This window comes from Microbacterium sp. Leaf159 (assembly GCF_001423615.1).
GTDB lineage: Bacteria > Actinomycetota > Actinomycetes > Actinomycetales > Microbacteriaceae > Microbacterium.
In genome coordinates this window covers 830,890-848,123 of record NZ_LMOU01000002.1, presented here as the reverse complement: position 1 = coordinate 848,123, position 17,234 = coordinate 830,890, and the positions used below count along the sequence as shown (strand labels likewise).

The following is a 17,234-nucleotide window of genomic DNA, read 5'->3' as shown; positions in this document are numbered from 1 at the left end:
CACGGCACCGTCAGCTCACAGAGCTGTCAGCTCGTTGCGGCCTCGTCGGCGACCGACAGAGCCTCGTCGAGCACGGCGAGACCGCGCACCAGGTCGTCCTCGCTGATCACGAGGGGCGGGGCCACGTGCATGCGGTTGAAGTGCGTGAACGGCCAGACGCCGGCCTTCTTCGCGGCGGCGGCGAAGGCCGCGACCGGCGCAGCATCCGCTCCGCTCGCGTTGAACGGGACGAGCGGCTCGCGCGTCTCCTTGTCGCGCACGAGCTCGACCGCCCAGAAGAGGCCGCGGCCGCGCACCTCGCCGACGCTCGGGTGGGTGTCGACCCAGCGGTGCAGCGTCGGCTCGACGATGCGCTCGCCCAGGTCGCGCACGCGCTCGAGGATGCCGTCGCGGCGGAACACCTCGAACGTCGCGACACCCGCGGCGCACGCGAGCGGGTGGCCCGAGTACGTCAGTCCGCCGGCGAACGGCGTGGTGTCGAACGCCTTCGCGATGCGCTCCGAGATCACGACGCCGCCGAGCGGCACGTAGCCCGAGTTCACGCCCTTGGCGAAGGTGATGAGGTCCGGGCGCCCGTCGTAGGCGTCGATGCCGAACCACTCGCCGAGACGGCCGAAGCCGACCATGACCTCGTCGGCGATGTAGACGATGCCGTAGCGGTCGCACAGCTCGCGCACGCCCTTCAGGTAGCCGGGCGGCGGCACGAGCACGCCGTTGGTGCCGACCACGGTCTCGATGATGATCGCCGCGATCGTCGAGGGTCCTTCGAGCTGGATGGTCTGCTCGAGGTGGGAGAGGGCGCGCTCGGACTCCTGCTCCGGCGTCTCGGCGTGGAACGGCGAGCGGTAGAGGTAGGGCCCGAAGAAGCGCACGGCACCTGAGTCGGGCGTACCGTTCGCCCACCGGCGGGGGTCACCCGTCAGTGAGATCGCGGTCGAGGTCGACCCGTGGTAGCTCCGGTACATCGAGAGCACCTTGTGGCGCCCCGTCGACTGGCGCGCCATGCGCACCGCGTACTCGTTGGCCTCGGCGCCGCCGTTCGTGAAGAAGACCTTCTCGAAGCCCTCGGGCGCGACCTCGACGATGAGCCGGGCGAGCTCGCCCCGCACGTCGCTGGCCATCGCGGGCTGGATGGTCGAGAGACGGCCGGCCTGCTGCTGGATCGCTGCGACCAGATCGGGATGCTGGTGCCCGAGGTTCAGGTTCACCAGCTGGCTCGAGAAGTCGAGGTAGGCGTTGCCGGCGTAGTCCCAGAACGTCGAGCCCTCTCCCGCCGCGACGGGGAGCGGATCGATCAGGCCCTGGGCGCTCCAGGAGTGGAAGACGTGGCCGCGGTCGTCCGCGCGCACCTGCGCCTCGGCCTCGGGGGCAGGCAGCGGGTGCGATGCGCCATGGCGGTCGGTGAAGTTCGTCATGTCTCGTGTCTCTCTCTGAGCGTTCAGTGGTTGCTCGGGAAGCCCAGGTCGATCTGCGAGGGCGTGTGGTCGGGCCAGCGAGTGGTGACCACCTTCGACCGAGTGTAGAAGTGCACCGACTCGGGGCCGTAGATGTGCGAGTCGCCGAACAGCGAGTCCTTCCAGCCGCCGAACGAGTAGGCGCCGATCGGCACGGGGATCGGCACGTTCACGCCGACCATGCCGACCTCGATGTCGAATTCGTACTGGCGGGCGGTGCCGCCGTCTCGCGTGAAGATCGCGGTGCCGTTGCCGTAGGCGTTCGCGTTGACGAGCTCGACGGCCTCGGAGTAGTTCTCGACCCGCACGACCGAGAGCACCGGACCGAAGATCTCGTCGTCGTACACCTTCATACCGGGGGCGACCTGGTCGATCAGGCTGACTCCGATGAAGAAGCCCTCCGAGTCGAACTGCTTCGTCGTGCCGTCGACCACGACCGTCGCACCCTCGGCGGCGGCGCCCGTCACGTACGACGCGACGCGGTCGCGGTGCTCGCGGGTGATGAGCGGACCCATCTCGCTCGCGGCATCCGTGCCCGCGCCGATCGTGAGGCCCTCGATGCGCGAGGCGATGGCTGCGACCAGGTCGTCGGCGATGTCTCCCACCGCGACCAGCACCGACACGGCCATGCAGCGCTCACCGGCCGAGCCGTAGGCGGCCGAGATCGCGGCGTCGGCTGCGGCGTCGATGTCGGCATCCGGCATCACGACCATGTGGTTCTTCGCTCCACCGAGAGCCTGGACGCGCTTGCCCGCGGTCGACGCGCGCTGGTAGATCGAGCGGGCGATCGGCGTCGAGCCGACGAAGCTGATCGCGTTCACGCGCGGCGATTCGAGCAGGGCGTCGACGGCCTCCTTGTCGCCGTGCACGACGTTGAGCACGCCATCGGGAAGACCCGCCTCCTGGAAGAGCTTCGCGAGCCAGACCGACGCCGACGGGTCCTTCTCGCTCGGCTTGAGCACCACCGTGTTGCCGCACGCGATGGCCGAGGCCACCATCCAGAGCGGCACCATGACGGGGAAGTTGAACGGCGTGATCGCGGCGACGACGCCGACGGGCTGCTTGACCGAGTGCACATCGACGCCGCGCGAGACCTGCTCGCTGCGCTCGCCCTTCAGCAGATGCACGAGACCGGCGGCGAACTCGACGTTCTCGATGCCGCGTGAGACCTCGCCCGCGGCATCCGACAGCACCTTGCCGTGCTCCGAGGTGACGATCGCCGCGAGCTCGGGCGTGCGCTCCTTGAGCAGCTGACGCAGACGGAAGAACACGTCGGCGCGCTTGATGAGGCTCGTCTCGCGCCAGGCGGGCAGAGCGGATGCCGCGGCGGCGATCGCCTGGTCGACCTCGGCGGTGGAGGCGAAGGCGACCTGCTTCGAGACCTGACCCGTGGCCGGGTCGAAGACCTCTCCCGTGCGTGCCGCGTCGGCGGTGTCTGCTCCATTGATGAGGTGACGGACGATGTCCACGGGGCTCCTTCGGGGTGGGTGATCCGTATCGAACACTCTGACCGAGTGGCGATACGCTGGCTTCCTCCCATGATCACAGAGCGCGAGGAGCAGCCACCGTGTCAGAACGTAGCGAGATCGCCGGTGATCGGACAGATCGTCCGACGGGCGCCGTCTTCCTGACGGTGGCTGATGTGCTCGCAGAGGCTGCGGTGCAGCAGGGTGAACCCGACGTGATCGTCGGCGGTGCCGCACTCGAGGCCGCCGTGCGCTGGGTGCACGTCTCCGACAGCGTCGGGGTCGCCCGACTGCTCGACGGCGGTGAGCTGCTGCTGACCACGGGCGCCGGGTGGCCGGTCGTCGATGATGAGCTGCGGGATTTCGCGTCGAGCCTGCATCGGGCGGGAATCGCCGGCATCGTGTTCGAGCTGAAGACCGCCCGTCAGGCGGTGCCGCAGCCGGTCGTCGACGTCTGCGCCACGGTGGGGCTGGCCCTCATCGCCCTCACGCACGAGGTCAAGTTCGTCGCCGTGACCGAAGCCGTGCACCATGCGCTGATCGCCGCGCAGACGCAGGCGCTGCGCGAACGGCAGCACCTGCACGAGCTCTTCACCGCGCTGAGCCTGCAGGGGGCGCCCGCCGACGTCGTGGTCGCTGAGACCGCTCGAGCGCTCGGCGCACCGGTCGTGCTCGAGAACCTCGCACGCGAGGTGATCGCGACCGAGGGGCTCGGGATGCCGATCGCCGAGGTGCTCGGCGATCGCCGCACTGCCGAGACGGTGCCCGTGCAGGCGCGCGGGGTGCGCTGGGGCACGCTTCTCGCTCTCCCGGGCCCTGCGCATCCCGCCGGTCGGGTCACGGTGCTCGAGCAGGGCGCGACGGCTCTCGCGTTCGGATGCATCGCCGACGGCGGTGACGCCGAATGGTCGCTGCTCGCTCAGCGCGGGGTGATCGACGACCTGCTCGGTGCGCGGTTCGCGAAAGCCGAGGACATCGACGCCCGGCTGCGCGCCGGAGGGTTCGCGCTCCGAGGCCGCCACTGCCACGGGATCGTGGCGCGGGGCAGCGGCTCGATCAGCGAGCTCGCCTACCGCGCGCGACAGGCAGGATTCGCCGTGATGGCTGCCCGCGTCGACGGCGACGACGTGGCGTTGCTGTCGGTGCCCGCATCCGCCGGGCTGTCCGACGAGGTGCTGCTGCGCATCGCAGGTCCCGACCGTGCCGTCTTCGTGGGGCCGGTCGCCGACGACGTGATCGGTCTGCTCGGCTCTCTGCGCGCGGCGCGCGATCTGGCCGACAGCGATCGGGCCGAGGCCGGCGCGAGAGTGCGCCGCGTCGACGATCGCCCGCTCGAGCGGCTCGTCGCCACGCTGCGCGACGATCACCGACTGCACGAACACAGCGAGCGGATGCTGGCGCCGCTGATCCGTCATGACAGGGAGCGCCGCGGCGACCTGCTCGACGTGCTCGCGGCCCTCGTCGCACACCCGGGCAATCGCTCGGCCGCAGCGGCCGCGAGCCATCTGTCGCGGTCGGTCTTCTATCAGCGCCTCACGCTGATCGGCGACCTGCTGGGGGCCGATCTCGACGACGGCGAGACGATCGCGGCGCTCCACCTCGCACTCCTCGCGAGGCGGCGCACCGCGGCATCCGGCTGAGACGATCCGGCTGGGTCAGAGCACCGACTGGGCGTCGGAGAGGACGCTCCGCAGGATCTGCCCGATCTCGCGGAACTCGGCAGGGCCCACCGTGAGCGGCGGCGCGAGCTGAATCACGGGGTCGCCGCGATCGTCGGCGCGGCAGTAGAGCCCGGCCTCGAACAGCGCGGGGGAGAGGAAGCCGCGCAGCAGCCGCTCGGACTCGTCGTCGTCGAACGTCTCGCGCGTCGCCTTGTCCTTCACCAGCTCGATGCCGAAGAAGTACCCGTCGCCGCGCACGTCGCCGACGATGGGCAGGTCGAGCAGGGTCTCGAGCTCGGCGCGGAACAGCGGCGAGTTCTCGCGCACGTGCTGGTTGAGCCCCTCTTCATCGAAGATGGCGAGGTTCTCGAGTGCGACCGCCGCCGACACCGGGTGACCGCCGAACGTGTAGCCGTGCGGGAACGACACGTCGCCCTTCGAGAACGGCTCGTAGATCCGGTCGCTGATGACGGTCGCGCCGATCGGTGAGTAGCCGCTCGTCATGCCCTTGGCGCACGTGATCATGTCGGGCACGTAGCCGAGCCCGGTGCACGCGAACGTGTGACCCAGGCGGCCGAATGCGCAGATGACCTCGTCCGAGACGAGGAGCACGTCGTGACGGTCGCAGATCTCGCGCACGCGGGCGAAGTAGCCGGGAGGGGGCGGGAAGCATCCGCCCGAGTTCTGCACCGGCTCGAGGAAGACGGCGGCGACGGTGTCGGCACCCTCGAACAGGATCATCTCCTCGATGCGGTCTGCGGCCCAACGACCGAAGGCCTCGAGGTCGTCGCTCGGGCCGCCCATCTCGGCCGCGCGGTAGAAGTTGGTGTTCGGCACCCGGAAGCCGCCCGGGGTGACCGGCTCGAACATCGACTTCATCGCGGGGATGCCGGTGATCGCGAGGGCGCCCTGCGGGGTGCCGTGATACGCGACCGAGCGCGAGATGACCTTGTGCTTGGTGGGCTTGCCCATCAGCTTCCAGTAGTGCTTCGCGAGCTTGAACGCGGTCTCGACGGCCTCACCGCCACCGGTCGAGAAGAAGACGCGGTTGAGGTCGCCGGGGGCCTCGTCGGCCAGCCGGTCGGCGAGCTCGATCGCCGCGGGGTGCGCGTACGACCAGAGCGGGAAGAAGGAGAGCTCGGATGCCTGCTTCGCCGCAGCCTCGGCCAAGCGCCGGCGACCGTGTCCGGCGTTCACGACGAAGAGCCCGGCGAGACCGTCGAAGTACTCCTTGCCCTTCGAATCCCAGATCCGGTGACCGTCGCCCTTGACGATGATCGGCACACCGCTCTTCTCCATCGTGGACTGACGGGTGAAGTGCATCCACAGATGGTCCTTGGCCATCGCCTGGAGTTCGGCCTCGGTCGGAGTCGTGCGTTGCGTGCTCATCTGGTCCCCCAGTTGTAGAGCTGCTTCTGCAGCTTGGCGTAGATGAAGGTCTCGGTCGACAGCACCCCGTCGATCGGGCGGATGCGGTCGTTGATCAGCGCGAGCAGGTCTTCGTCGTCCTCGCAGACGACCTCGGCGAGGATGTCGAAGGAGCCGACCGTGATCACGACGTAGTCGATCGCGGGGACCTCGGCGATGGCCTCGGCGACGACCCGGGTGTCGCCGGAGACGCGGATGCCGATCATGGCCTGCCGGGGAAAGCCCAGCTGCATCGGGTCGGTGACCGCGACGATCTGCATGACGCCGGACTCGGTGAGGCGCTGGACCCGCTGCCGGACGGCGGCCTCGCTCAGGCCGACCTCTCGGCCGATGTCGGAGTACGAGCGTCTGCCGTCCTCCTGGAGCAGCTCGATGATCGTCTTTGCGACGTCATCCAACGGGGGGTGCTTCTTCGAGGACGGCATGATGCGATCCTCGCACCGGAGCGGGCTCTCTTCAACCGATTCCGCAGAATTTTCGAAGCCGCAGCCGGGAAACCGCAGAATACCGGGGCTAGGAGTCGAGCGGTCCCAACCACGCGCTCGCCGCGGTCGCGTGCGCCGACTCGGGGTCGGAGGGGTGGAACGCGCCAGCCAGCACGTCGCGGTACAGCCGGGACAGCTCGTTCGATGAGAAGTACGAACCCCCGCCCGCGACCAGCATCGCCTGGTCGACGACGTGCTTCGACATGGTGATCGCCCGATGCTTGACGCCCGACAGCAGGGTGAACCACCGGGCGCCGTTGTCGGCCTTCTCATCGACGTCTCGGGCCAGCGCGGCGATCTGCGGAGGCAGGGCGTCGTACGCGAGGCCCATGTCGGCGATGCGCCAGCGAATGTCGGGGTCCTGGCTGTAGGCAGCGCCCGTCTTCTTCGAGCGGCGCTTCTGCGCGGTGAGCACGGCGAGATCCAGGGCGCGGCGAGCGATGCCCGTGTACACCGAGGCCAGCAGGATCTCGAAGACCGAGAAGATCCCGAAGACGATCGGGTCGGGGTTCGGGCCCGGATCGATGCGGCGCACGACGTGCGCGGCATTCGCGGTCGCTCCGTTCAGGCGAGTCGTCCTGCTCTGCGTCCCCCGCATGCCGAGGGTGTCCCAGTCGTCGCCCGTGACGACCGCATCGGTGCGCTCGACGAAGGCGAACACGAGCTTGGGGGCGTCGGGGCTCGTGGTGTCGAGGCCGTGCAGCCCGAGCCTGGTCCACACCGGGGCGAGGGAGGTGAAGATCTTCGTGCCGGTGAAGGAGTACCCGCCGTCGGCGGTGGGAACGGCGTCGGTGTCGCTGCCGAACAGCACGAGGTCGTTGCCGCCCTCGCTGATGCCGAACGCGAAGACCTCGCCGGCGACCGCGCCGTCCTGCACGAACTCGAGGCCCGGGACGCCACGGTCGGAGAAGACCTTGGCGACGCCCGTCCAGACGAGGTGCATGTTGATCGCGAGGGCCGTCGCGGGGGCTGCCGTCGCGAGGCGCTGCTGCAGGATCGCCGCCTCGGCGAGGCCCAGACCTGCGCCGCCGCGCTCGGTCGGCACGAGGATCGAGAGGTAGCCCGCGTCGCGGAGCTCGTCGAGGTCCTGCTCGGGGAAGGTGTTGTCGCGGTCGTGGATCGGCGCCCGGTCGCGGATGCGCTCGAGCAGGTCGTCCGGGAGGAAGGCGGTCGGATCGAACGTGCTCATGCGAGTGCCTCTTCCAGCTGTCGGATGGTCTCTTCCGGCTTGTCGCGGTGCAGCGAATGGCCTGCGCCCGCGACCACCGACATCGTGATGAGCGGGTTCGAGGCGAGCACGCCGGCCGCGACATCGCCGGTGAAGATGCTGTAGACCGCGGGGTCGGAGGCGATCACACGCGTGGGGACGGTCAGCCGCGCGGCATCCGCCGTGACGTCCCAGGGAGTGTTCTGCCGGCTCGTCTGCTCGACCGCCCAGGCGCTCGTGCGGTGCACCGCGTCGACCTTGAGCTCCCAGTCCTGCGGATGCCAGTGCGGATGCTCCTGCTGCACCAGCTCGACCCGGTTGTCGGCGAACGCGCGCTCCTGGCTCTTGCGCACGATCGTGGCGTCGCGGCCGCCGACGAGGATCGCGGGGTCGAGGAGTACAAGCCTGCGGGTCCACTCGGGGGCGGATGCCGCGGCCACCGTGGCGGAGGCCCCTCCGAGCGAGTGGCCGATGACGGCATCCCACGGTCCGCCGCCGTCGGGGAGCGTCGCGACGAGATCGGCGCCGTAGGCGGCGACCGAGTAGTCGAGCGCACGCGGCGCATCGCCGTGGCCGCGCAGATCGATCGCGGTCGCGTGCCAGCCCACGTCTGCCAGAGCGGTGCCGAGGCGCCACATGAGCGCGCCGGACGAGCCGAGTCCGTGCACGAGGAGGACGCGGCGATCAGACGCCGGGTGTCCCCAGGAGATGCGAGGCAGCGAGAGCGGTGCGGGCATGCAGCAAGCCTACGACCGGGTTGCGCGGGGCAGTCCGGTCGCGGTCACGCGAGGTCAGATCAGTGGCGGCAGATCGCCGTGCGTCGTGAGCACCAGGGCGGCGGCGGCGTGCCCGGCAGAGAGGCGCTCTGCGAGGTCGGCGCCGTCGAGGGTCGCGGCGAGGAACCCGGCGGCGAACGCGTCGCCGGCGCCGACCGGTTCGACGACGTCGACCCGGGGAGCCGGCACGAACACCGGCTCATCGTCACCCGAGAACGCGGTCGCGCCGACGTCGCCGTCCTTGACGATCAGCAGCCCGCAGTGCGGCAGGTGCGCACGGATCTCGGCGGGCGTCGCGGTGCCCCAGATGCGCTCGGCCTCGTCGCGTCCGACGAACGCGATGTCCGCAGCATCCGCGAGTCTGGCCAGCGTCTCGGCGGCGTCCTGCATGGTCCACAGCGCGCGGCGGTCGTTGACATCGAACGAGACGAGCGCGCCGGCCGCGCGGGCATCGACGAAGAGCTGATCGACCATCGCGCGGCACGACGGCGAGAGCGCGGGGGTGATGCCGGTGGTGTGGACGATCCGGACGCCGGCGAGCTGTGCGACGTCGAGGAACCCGGGACCCATCAGCGAGGCCGCCGACCCGCGGCGGTAGTAGTAGACCGAGGAGGACTCGACGCCGGGGTCCTTGAACATGACGCCGGTGGGAGCATCCGCATCCGTCGTCGCCCAGAGGTCGACGCCCCGGCGCGCGAGCTCGGTGGAGATGCGGATGCCGATCGGGTCGTCGCCGAGACGCGAGGCCCATGCCGCCCTGTGCCCCGCCGCCACGAGCCCGACGGCGACATTGCCCTCGGCCCCCGCCAACCCGAGCGCTGCCGTCTCGGTCTCGGCGAGCGGGGCGCCGAGGGCGGTGATGAGTCCCATGGACTCACCGATGCAGACGACCTCGGGGGCGGCGGATGCGGGGGAGGAGGCAGAGCTCATGAAGGGGTGACCGCCAGGGGTTCGGTGTCGGGGTGGGGGCTCGCGTCGCGGTGACGCAGATCGGGGAAGAAGCGGACGAACACGATCGAGACGACGAGACCGGCCGCCGCGAACAGGGTCGCTGCGAGGTAGGCGCCGCGGGGATCCGTCGCGTCGACGAGGAACCCGGCCACGGCGGATCCGGCGGCCGCGCCGATGAGCTGGCCGGTGCCCGCCCAGCCGAACGCCTCGGCCGTCTCGCTGAACTTGACGCTCGCGGTCGTGATGGCGAACAGCACGGCCAGCGCCGGGGCGATGCCGATGCCGGCGACGATCAGCGTGCCGCCGAGCCAGAACTCGTTGAGGGAGAACATCGTGAGGGCGAGGCCGATCGTGACGATCGTGAGGCGGCGGGCCATCGCCCAGGGGCCGATCGGGATGTGGCCGAACGAGAGGCCTCCGGCGAGGCTGCCGACGGCGAACACCGCGAGCACCAGACCCGCGGCGAGGCTCCCGTGCTCGAACGTCGCGACGACCCCGACCTCGACGGCCGAGCAGGCCCCGATGAGCAGGAAGCCGATGACGGTGGCGAGGAGCACCGGAGGCTTGAGCACGACCTTGCCGAGCGCGCTGCGACTGCGGGGGATGCGCACGCGGCCGACCTCGGGGGAGAGGATGAACCACGCCCCGCCGCCGACGAGCACCGCGGCGACGAGGAGCAGACCCTCTGCCGTGCCCACCTGCGTCGACACGAGCGTGATCACGACGGGCGCCAGCACCCAGATGATCTCCTGCAGCGAGGCGTCGAGCGAGAAGAGAGGAGTGAGCTGCTTCGAGTTCACGAGCTTCGGGTAGATGGTGCGCACGGCGGCCTGCACCGGCGGCGTCGAGAGCCCGGCGATCATGCCCAGGATCATGTAGCCGGGAACGTTCAGGGGGAGGAACGCGAGACCCAGCACCGCGACCACGCACACGCTGAGGGTGAGGGTGAGCACGCGGCGCATGCCCCAGGCACCCATCCATCGACTCGTGATCGGGCCGGCGACGGCCTGGCCGACGCTGGTCGCAGCGAGCACGAGGCCCGCCGATCCGTACGAGCCGGTCTGCTGCTCCACATGGAGCAGGATCGCGAGCGAACTCATGCCGTTGGGGAATCGAGCGGTCAGCTGCGCCGCGATCATGCGCGCCACTCCGGGCGTGCGAAGAAGGTCCCGATATCCCGCCACGGGTCAACGCTACCGGGAGCCGGCGGCGGGGGTCGAAGCGGCTCCTCGGCGACACGCCGCGACACGCCCAAACGGAGTTTCCACAGAAAATCCGATGTCCGAGGTCGGTCGTATCGTGCCACCTGTGGATGGATCTCTCACAGCTCCCTCCCAGCCGCGATTTCTCGCGGTTCGGAGGTGCCTCCGACGGGGCTCAGCCTGTGGAAGAAACGGTGGAGAACCTGTGTTGTACCAGTGGAGAGCGGTGGAAAACTACACGTATGTAACTACTACCCCTAGTGGTCACCCCGAATGTCCGTACCTATATGTAGTATTGAGATCCCGGTGAGGGTCTACCGGAAAACAGCCTGATTCAGAACCGGGCCAGAGATTTGAGGGGAAGCGAAAAGATGTCGATCACGGTCTACACAAAGCCGTCCTGCGTTCAGTGCAACGCCACCTACCGCGCGCTCGACGCCAAGGGCATCGAGTACGAAATCCTCGACCTGTCGGAGGACCCGACGGCCCTGGAGCAGGTCAAGGCACTCGGCTACATGCAGGCGCCCGTCGTCGTCACCGACGAGGGCCACTGGTCGGGCTTCCGTCCCGACAAGATCGACGAGCTCGCCTCGCGTCTGGCGTAATGAGCCATGAGCGCCGTCGCGACCGCCGCGCCGCTCCTGGTCTACTTCTCGAGCGCCTCGGGTAACACCGCGCGCTTCGTCGAGAAGCTCGGGCTTCCGGCCCGACGCATCCCGCTCCTCCGCAACGAAGAAGAACTCGTCATCGACGAGCCCTTCGTGCTGGTCACCCCCACCTATGGCGGGGGTGAGGGGCGGGGCGTCGAAAAAGGTGCCGTGCCCAAGCAGGTGGTCCGGTTCCTCAACGACGAGCGAAACCGGCGCCACATCCGCGGAGTGATCTCGGCGGGCAACACCAACTTCGGCGAGTCCTTCTGTCTCGCCGGTGACATCATCAGCCGCAAGTGCCACGTGCCTCACTTGTATCGGCTCGAGATCTTCGGCACACAAGACGATGTTGATCGCGTGAGCGACGGATTGGAGCGACGGTGGGTACCGCAGTTGACGAGCAGGCAGGAACGGACTCAGTGACCGACACGGTGGCGTTCAAGATGAACCCGACCTATGAGGGCCTGGACTATCACGCCCTCAACGCGATGCTGAACCTGTACGACGCGAACGGCAAGATCCAGTTCGACGCCGACAAGCGGGCGGCACGTGAGTACTTCCTGCAGCACGTCAACCAGAACACGGTGTTCTTCCACTCGCTCAAGGAGCGCCTCGACTACCTGGTCGAGAAGGAGTACTACGAGCCGGCCGTGATCGAGCAGTACTCGCTCGAGTTCATCCAGGAGCTCAACGACCTCGCGTACGGCAAGAAGTTCCGCTTCGAGACCTTCCTCGGCGCCTTCAAGTACTACACGAGCTACACGCTCAAGACGTTCGACGGCAAGCGCTACCTCGAGCGCTTCGAGGACCGCGTCGTGATGACGGCCCTCGGCCTCGCCGGCGGCGACGAGAAGCTCGCGGTCGCCCTGGTCGAGGAGATCATCTCCGGCCGTTTCCAGCCCGCCACCCCGACCTTCCTCAACTCGGGCAAGGCACAGCGAGGCGAGCTCGTCAGCTGCTTCCTGCTGCGCATCGAAGACAACATGGAGTCGATCGCCCGCGGCATCAACTCCGCCCTCCAGCTCTCCAAGCGCGGCGGTGGCGTGGCGCTGCTGCTCTCGAACATCCGCGAGGCCGGTGCGCCGATCAAGCAGATCGAGAACCAGTCCTCGGGCATCATCCCCGTGATGAAGCTCCTCGAAGACAGCTTCAGCTACGCCAACCAGCTCGGAGCCCGTCAGGGTGCAGGCGCCGTGTACCTCAACGCGCACCACCCCGACATCATGCGCTTCCTCGACACCAAGCGTGAGAACGCCGACGAGAAGATCCGCATCAAGACGCTGTCGCTCGGTGTCGTCGTTCCGGACATCACGTTCGAGCTCGCCAAGAACGGCGAGGACATGTACCTCTTCTCGCCGTACGACGTCGAGAAGGTCTACGGCGTTCCCTTCGGCGACATCTCGGTCACCGAGAAGTACCGCGAGATGGTCGACAACCCGCGCATCAAGAAGACCAAGATCAACGCGCGCGAGTTCTTCCAGACCATCGCCGAGATCCAGTTCGAGTCGGGCTACCCGTACATCATGTTCGAGGACACGGTGAACAAGGCCAACCCGATCAAGGGCCGCATCAACATGTCGAACCTCTGCAGCGAGATCCTGCAGGTGAACACGCCGACCACGTACAACGACGACCTGTCGTACGACCAGATCGGCAAGGACATCTCCTGCAACCTCGGCTCGATGAACATCGCGCTGTCGATGGATGCCGATGACCTGGGTCAGACGGTCGAGACCGCCATCCGTGCGCTGAGCGCGGTCAGCGACCAGAGCCACATCCGCTCGGTCCGCTCGATCGAAGACGGCAACGACCGCTCGCATGCCATCGGCCTCGGCCAGATGAACCTGCACGGCTTCCTCGCTCGTGAGCACGTGCACTACGGCTCCGAAGAGGGCATCGACTTCACGAACATCTACTTCTACACGGTGCTGTTCCACGCGCTGCGCGCCTCGAACAACATCGCGATCGAGCGCAAGCAGGCCTTCGACGGCTTCGAGGACTCGACGTACGCGTCGGGGGAGTTCTTCGACAAGTACATCGAGCGCGCCTGGGAGCCCGAGACCGACAAGGTCAAGGAGCTCTTCGCGGGCAAGCACATCCCGACGCAGGCCGACTGGGTGGCGCTGAAGTCGTCGATCCAGGAGCACGGCATCTACAACCAGAACCTGCAGGCGGTGCCGCCGACCGGCTCGATCTCGTACATCAACAACTCGACGTCGTCGATCCACCCGATCGCGTCGAAGATCGAGATCCGCAAGGAAGGCAAGCTCGGCCGCGTCTACTACCCGGCGCCGTTCATGACGAACGACAACCTGGAGTACTACCAGGACGCATACGAGATCGGCTACGAGAAGGTCATCGACACCTACGCCGCCGCCACCCAGCACGTCGACCAGGGCCTGTCGCTGACGCTGTTCTTCAAGGACACCGCCACGACGCGTGACATCAACAAGGCTCAGATCTACGCATGGCGCAAGGGCATCAAGACGATCTACTACATCCGTCTGCGTCAGATGGCTCTGGAGGGCACCGACATGGCCGAGTGCGTCTCCTGCATGCTCTGATCCCGTCACTGAATACGAGAAACGACGAAGACATGACTCCTCACCCCCCGATCAAGCTGGTTGCCGAGGTTCAGGCGATCAACTGGAACCGCATCATCGACGACAAGGACCTCGAGGTCTGGAACCGTCTGGTGAACAACTTCTGGCTGCCCGAGAAGGTGCCGCTGTCGAACGACATCCAGTCGTGGAACACGCTGACGCCCGACGAGCAGCTGCTCACGATGCGCGTCTTCACAGGCCTGACCCTTCTCGACACGATCCAGGGAACCGTCGGCGCCGTCTCGCTGATCCCGGATGCGATCACCCCTCACGAGGAGGCGGTGTACACCAACATCGCGTTCATGGAGTCGGTGCACGCGAAGAGCTACTCCTCGATCTTCTCGACGCTCGCGTCGACGAAGGAGATCGACGAGGCGTTCCGCTGGTCGACCGAGAATCCGAACCTTCAGAAGAAGGCTCAGATCATCATGGATTACTACCAGGGCGACGACCCGCTCAAGCGCAAGATCGCCTCGACGCTGCTCGAGTCGTTCCTGTTCTACTCGGGCTTCTACCTGCCGATCTACTGGTCGTCGAAGGCGAAGCTGACGAACACGGCCGACCTGATCCGCCTCATCATCCGTGACGAGGCCGTGCACGGGTATTACATCGGCTACAAGTTCCAGAAGGGTCTCGAGAAAGAGACCGAAGAGCGTCGCCAGGAGCTGAAGGACTACACCTTCAACCTGCTGTTCGAGCTCTACGACAACGAGGTGCAGTACACGCAGGACCTCTACGACGGAGTCGGCCTGACCGAAGACGTCAAGAAGTTCCTGCACTACAACGCCAACAAGGCGCTGATGAACCTCGGCTACGAAGCGATGTTCCCCTCGACCGTCACGAACGTGAACCCGGCGATCCTGTCTGCGCTCTCGCCGAACGCCGACGAGAACCACGACTTCTTCTCGGGTTCGGGTTCCTCCTACGTCATCGGCAAGGCTGAGGCGACGGAAGACGACGACTGGGACTTCTGAGTCACACGCTGAACGACACCAAGGGGGCGGATGCTGCGGCATCCGCCCCCTTCGTCGTACAGTCCGCCGCTCAGGCGGGAGCGTCGTTCGGGTCGAGTGAGCGCAGCGCGTCTTCCTCGACCTCGTTGTCGGCCGTCAGCTGGTCTTCGGTGTGCTTGTCGCCGCCGAGCGCCGCATCGCGGTCGGGGCTCGCGTCGCCCTGGATGGCGCCACGCGGGGACTCGCCGTGCGAGCTGTCGCCCTGGATCGCGCCGCCCTGGGCTGCACCCTGCGCGTTGCCGTCTTCGGCCTCGCCCTGGATGGCGCCTCGTGCCGCATCGCCGTGCGAGCTGTCGCCCTGAATGGCACCGCCCTGCGCTGAGCCCTGAGCGTTTCCGTGCAGCTCGTCGCGTTCGGTCGACGACTGTCCGTCCGGAGCGGTGTTGTGCTCCGGGTTCTGATCGGTCGAACCCTCAGCGGGCTCTTCGGCGTGCGGGGTGCGTCCTGTGTTCTGGTCCATGCAGTGACGCTACGTCCGCTGTCATCGCAGATGCAGGGCATTGACAAACCGCATCCACGCTCTCAGAACGCGGTCAGTCCTTCTTTGCCGTCCGGATCGGCGTCGTGGCGGCGACCTCGTCGCTGAACTCCGCGGGGTCAGCCTTGTCATCGAGGATCTCGGCCTCGTCGATCACGTTCAGCGGCCTGGTCTCATCGAGCGTCATCAGGAAGCGGCTGCTCTCGGACCGGTGCAGGCGACCGGAGGTGAAGACCCAGATCGCGCCGATCGCGCAGGCCACGAACCCGGCGGTGCCGCCGAGCATGATCGCGCTGCGAGGACCGAACGTGTCGGCGACCCACCCGGCGATGGGGGCTCCGACCGGGGTCGACCCCATGATGACCGCCATGTAGAGCGCGAGCACGCGGCCACGCAACGCGGGCGCGGTCGTCATCTGCACGTAGCCGTTCGCAGTCGTCAGCAGCGTGACGATCATGAAGCCGGTGAACGTGAGGGTGATGGCATACGAGATGTATGTCGGCATCGCCGCCGAGATGAAGGCCGCGATGCCGAAGCCACCGGCCGCGAGGATCACGACGCGCACCCTCGCGCGGTCGCGTCGAGCGGCCAGGAGTGCGCCGGCGAGCGAACCGATCGCGAGCACCGAGCTCAGCACACCGTAGCCGTCGGCTCCCGCCCCGAACTCCAGCGCCATGGTCGACGCGAAGATCGGGAAGTTCATGCCGAAGGCGCCGATCAGGAAGACCGTCACGAAGACCACACGCAGGTCGCTGCGCCCCCACACGTAGCGGAAGCCTTCGGCGAGCCCGCCGGGGCGGCGGTTCTTGAGACGCGGCGCCAACTGTCCGGTGCGCAGCAGGAGCAGCGCGACCAGCATCGCGAGGAACGTGACGGCATTCGCGATGAACACCCAGCCCGATCCGATCGCGACGATCAGCAGACCTCCGACCGCGGGGCCGATCATGCGGGCGAGGTTGAAGGATGCCGAGTTGAGGGCGACCGCGTTCGACGTGTCGCCCGACGAGACCATGTCGGAGACGAACGCCTGCCTGGCCGGTGCGTCGAACGCGTTGACGACACCGAAGCCCGCGGCGAAGCAGAACATCATCGGCAGGGTCATGACGCCGTTGAGCAGCAGCACACCCACGGCGATCGCGAGCAGCAACAGCGCCGACTGCGTGGCCATCAGGATGCGCCGGCGCTCGAACCGGTCGGCGACCCAGCCGGTCAGGCTCACGAGCACGAGCGGTGGACCGAACTGCAGCGCCATCGTGACGCCCATGGCCGCCGCGTCGTTGTCGGTGAGCTCGGTGAGCACGACCCAGTCCTGGGCGGTCGCCTGCATCCACCCGCCGATGTTCGAGACGAGGGCACCGGCGAACCAGATGCGGTAGTTGATGTTCGAGAACGAACGGAACATCGCGCTCATCGGTCGACCACCTTTCGCATCAGGGCGCTGGCTTCGCGCAGTGTCGCGAGTTCTTCCTCGGTGAAGTCGAGCTCGGCGAGCATCTCGGCGAGCAGCTCGTCTCGGCGCTTGATGGTCTGCGCGACGATCTCGGTGCCCGCGTCGGTGATGTCGACCTGCACGCGACGGCGGTCTTCGGCATCCGGAGTGCGGAGCACGTAGCCCTGCTCCTCGAGGCCGTTGATCATGTTCGTCATCGACGGTGCGGTGACGCGCTCGCGCTCGGCGAGGGCCGTGATCGTGCGGCGACCGTGCATGCGCAGCGTGGCGAGCACGGCGAGCTGCGCATCGCTCATCGCGTCGACGGCTCGGGCGCATCGCAGGCGCCGTGCGAGTCGGAAAGTCGCCATGCGCAGGTCTGTCGCGGTGAGGTGGAGGGATTCATCAGACGCAGACATTACTTAGACAGT

Annotated in this window: 16 protein-coding genes; 5 read left to right on the top strand and 11 right to left on the bottom strand. The window is 67.7% G+C overall.

Annotated elements, in window-relative coordinates; all coding sequences use genetic code 11:
* Positions 1–26: 26 nt before the first annotated feature.
* Together ASF80_RS17765 and ASF80_RS17760 are read right to left on the bottom strand one after the other, a co-directional pair.
* Positions 27–1,415, bottom strand: coding sequence for an aspartate aminotransferase family protein (locus tag ASF80_RS17765; protein ID WP_056313522.1), 1,389 nt, complete (start codon positions 1,413–1,415; stop codon positions 27–29).
* 23 nt (positions 1,416–1,438) lie between these two features.
* Positions 1,439–2,923 (bottom strand): CoA-acylating methylmalonate-semialdehyde dehydrogenase, encoded by a 1,485-nt coding sequence (locus tag ASF80_RS17760; RefSeq protein WP_056313520.1) that lies wholly within the window; start codon positions 2,921–2,923, stop codon positions 1,439–1,441.
* A 98-nt stretch (positions 2,924–3,021) separates the two neighbouring features.
* Here ASF80_RS17760 and ASF80_RS17755 point away from each other — a divergent pair, with 98 nt between their 5' ends.
* Positions 3,022–4,560, top strand: a complete 1,539-nt coding sequence (locus tag ASF80_RS17755; RefSeq protein ID WP_235560044.1) for a PucR family transcriptional regulator — start codon at positions 3,022–3,024, stop codon at positions 4,558–4,560.
* 15 nt (positions 4,561–4,575) lie between these two features.
* On the opposite strand, the gene ASF80_RS17750 is transcribed toward ASF80_RS17755, so the two are convergent.
* The 6 genes from ASF80_RS17750 to ASF80_RS17725 form a co-directional block, all read right to left on the bottom strand.
* Entirely contained in the window at positions 4,576–5,970 is a 1,395-nt protein-coding gene (locus tag ASF80_RS17750; protein ID WP_056313518.1) for an aspartate aminotransferase family protein, read from the bottom strand.
* Positions 5,967–6,434, bottom strand: a complete 468-nt coding sequence (locus ASF80_RS17745) for an Lrp/AsnC family transcriptional regulator (protein ID WP_056313516.1) — start codon at positions 6,432–6,434, stop codon at positions 5,967–5,969. The genes ASF80_RS17750 and ASF80_RS17745 overlap by 4 nt, the downstream gene beginning before the upstream one ends.
* A gap of 88 nt (positions 6,435–6,522) precedes the next feature.
* On the bottom strand, positions 6,523–7,683 hold the full coding sequence (locus tag ASF80_RS17740) for an acyl-CoA dehydrogenase family protein (RefSeq protein ID WP_056313514.1): 1,161 nt from the start codon (positions 7,681–7,683) through the stop codon (positions 6,523–6,525).
* On the bottom strand, positions 7,680–8,438 hold the full coding sequence (locus ASF80_RS17735) for an alpha/beta fold hydrolase (RefSeq protein ID WP_056313512.1): 759 nt from the start codon (positions 8,436–8,438) through the stop codon (positions 7,680–7,682). Before ASF80_RS17735 ends, ASF80_RS17740 begins: the two co-directional genes overlap by 4 nt.
* Before the next feature lie 54 nt (positions 8,439–8,492).
* Entirely contained in the window at positions 8,493–9,407 is a 915-nt protein-coding gene (locus ASF80_RS17730) for a sugar kinase (protein ID WP_056313509.1), read from the bottom strand.
* On the bottom strand, positions 9,404–10,612 hold the full coding sequence (locus tag ASF80_RS17725) for an MFS transporter (RefSeq protein ID WP_164481754.1): 1,209 nt from the start codon (positions 10,610–10,612) through the stop codon (positions 9,404–9,406). The genes ASF80_RS17730 and ASF80_RS17725 overlap by 4 nt, the downstream gene beginning before the upstream one ends.
* Positions 10,613–11,001: 389 nt before the next feature.
* On the opposite strand from ASF80_RS17725, the gene nrdH reads away from it, so the two are divergent.
* The 4 genes from nrdH to nrdF are packed head-to-tail and all read left to right on the top strand — an operon-like array spanning position 11,002 to position 14,857.
* Positions 11,002–11,235, top strand: a complete 234-nt coding sequence (nrdH, locus tag ASF80_RS17720) for a glutaredoxin-like protein NrdH (RefSeq protein WP_017828869.1) — start codon at positions 11,002–11,004, stop codon at positions 11,233–11,235.
* 6 nt (positions 11,236–11,241) lie between these two features.
* On the top strand, positions 11,242–11,703 hold the full coding sequence (nrdI, locus tag ASF80_RS17715) for a class Ib ribonucleoside-diphosphate reductase assembly flavoprotein NrdI (protein ID WP_056313504.1): 462 nt from the start codon (positions 11,242–11,244) through the stop codon (positions 11,701–11,703).
* Between the two features lie 20 nt (positions 11,704–11,723).
* The gene (gene nrdE / locus ASF80_RS17710; protein WP_056313740.1) at positions 11,724–13,844 is read left to right on the top strand and encodes a class 1b ribonucleoside-diphosphate reductase subunit alpha; all 2,121 of its coding nucleotides are present in this window, start codon (positions 11,724–11,726) and stop codon (positions 13,842–13,844) included.
* Between the two features lie 32 nt (positions 13,845–13,876).
* Positions 13,877–14,857: a class 1b ribonucleoside-diphosphate reductase subunit beta gene (gene nrdF / locus ASF80_RS17705; protein WP_056313503.1), complete on the top strand. Its 981-nt coding sequence runs from the start codon at positions 13,877–13,879 to the stop codon at positions 14,855–14,857.
* Between the two features lie 70 nt (positions 14,858–14,927).
* On the opposite strand, the gene ASF80_RS18830 is transcribed toward nrdF, so the two are convergent.
* From ASF80_RS18830 to ASF80_RS17690, 3 genes are all read right to left on the bottom strand, one after another.
* Entirely contained in the window at positions 14,928–15,356 is a 429-nt protein-coding gene (locus tag ASF80_RS18830) for a hypothetical protein (protein ID WP_082488459.1), read from the bottom strand.
* A gap of 73 nt (positions 15,357–15,429) precedes the next feature.
* Complete coding sequence (locus ASF80_RS17695) at positions 15,430–16,776, bottom strand: MFS transporter (RefSeq protein ID WP_082488458.1); 1,347 nt, start codon at positions 16,774–16,776, stop codon at positions 15,430–15,432.
* Between the two features lie 5 nt (positions 16,777–16,781).
* Entirely contained in the window at positions 16,782–17,222 is a 441-nt protein-coding gene (locus ASF80_RS17690; RefSeq protein WP_056313499.1) for a MarR family winged helix-turn-helix transcriptional regulator, read from the bottom strand.
* Between the last annotated feature and the right edge of the window lie 12 nt (positions 17,223–17,234).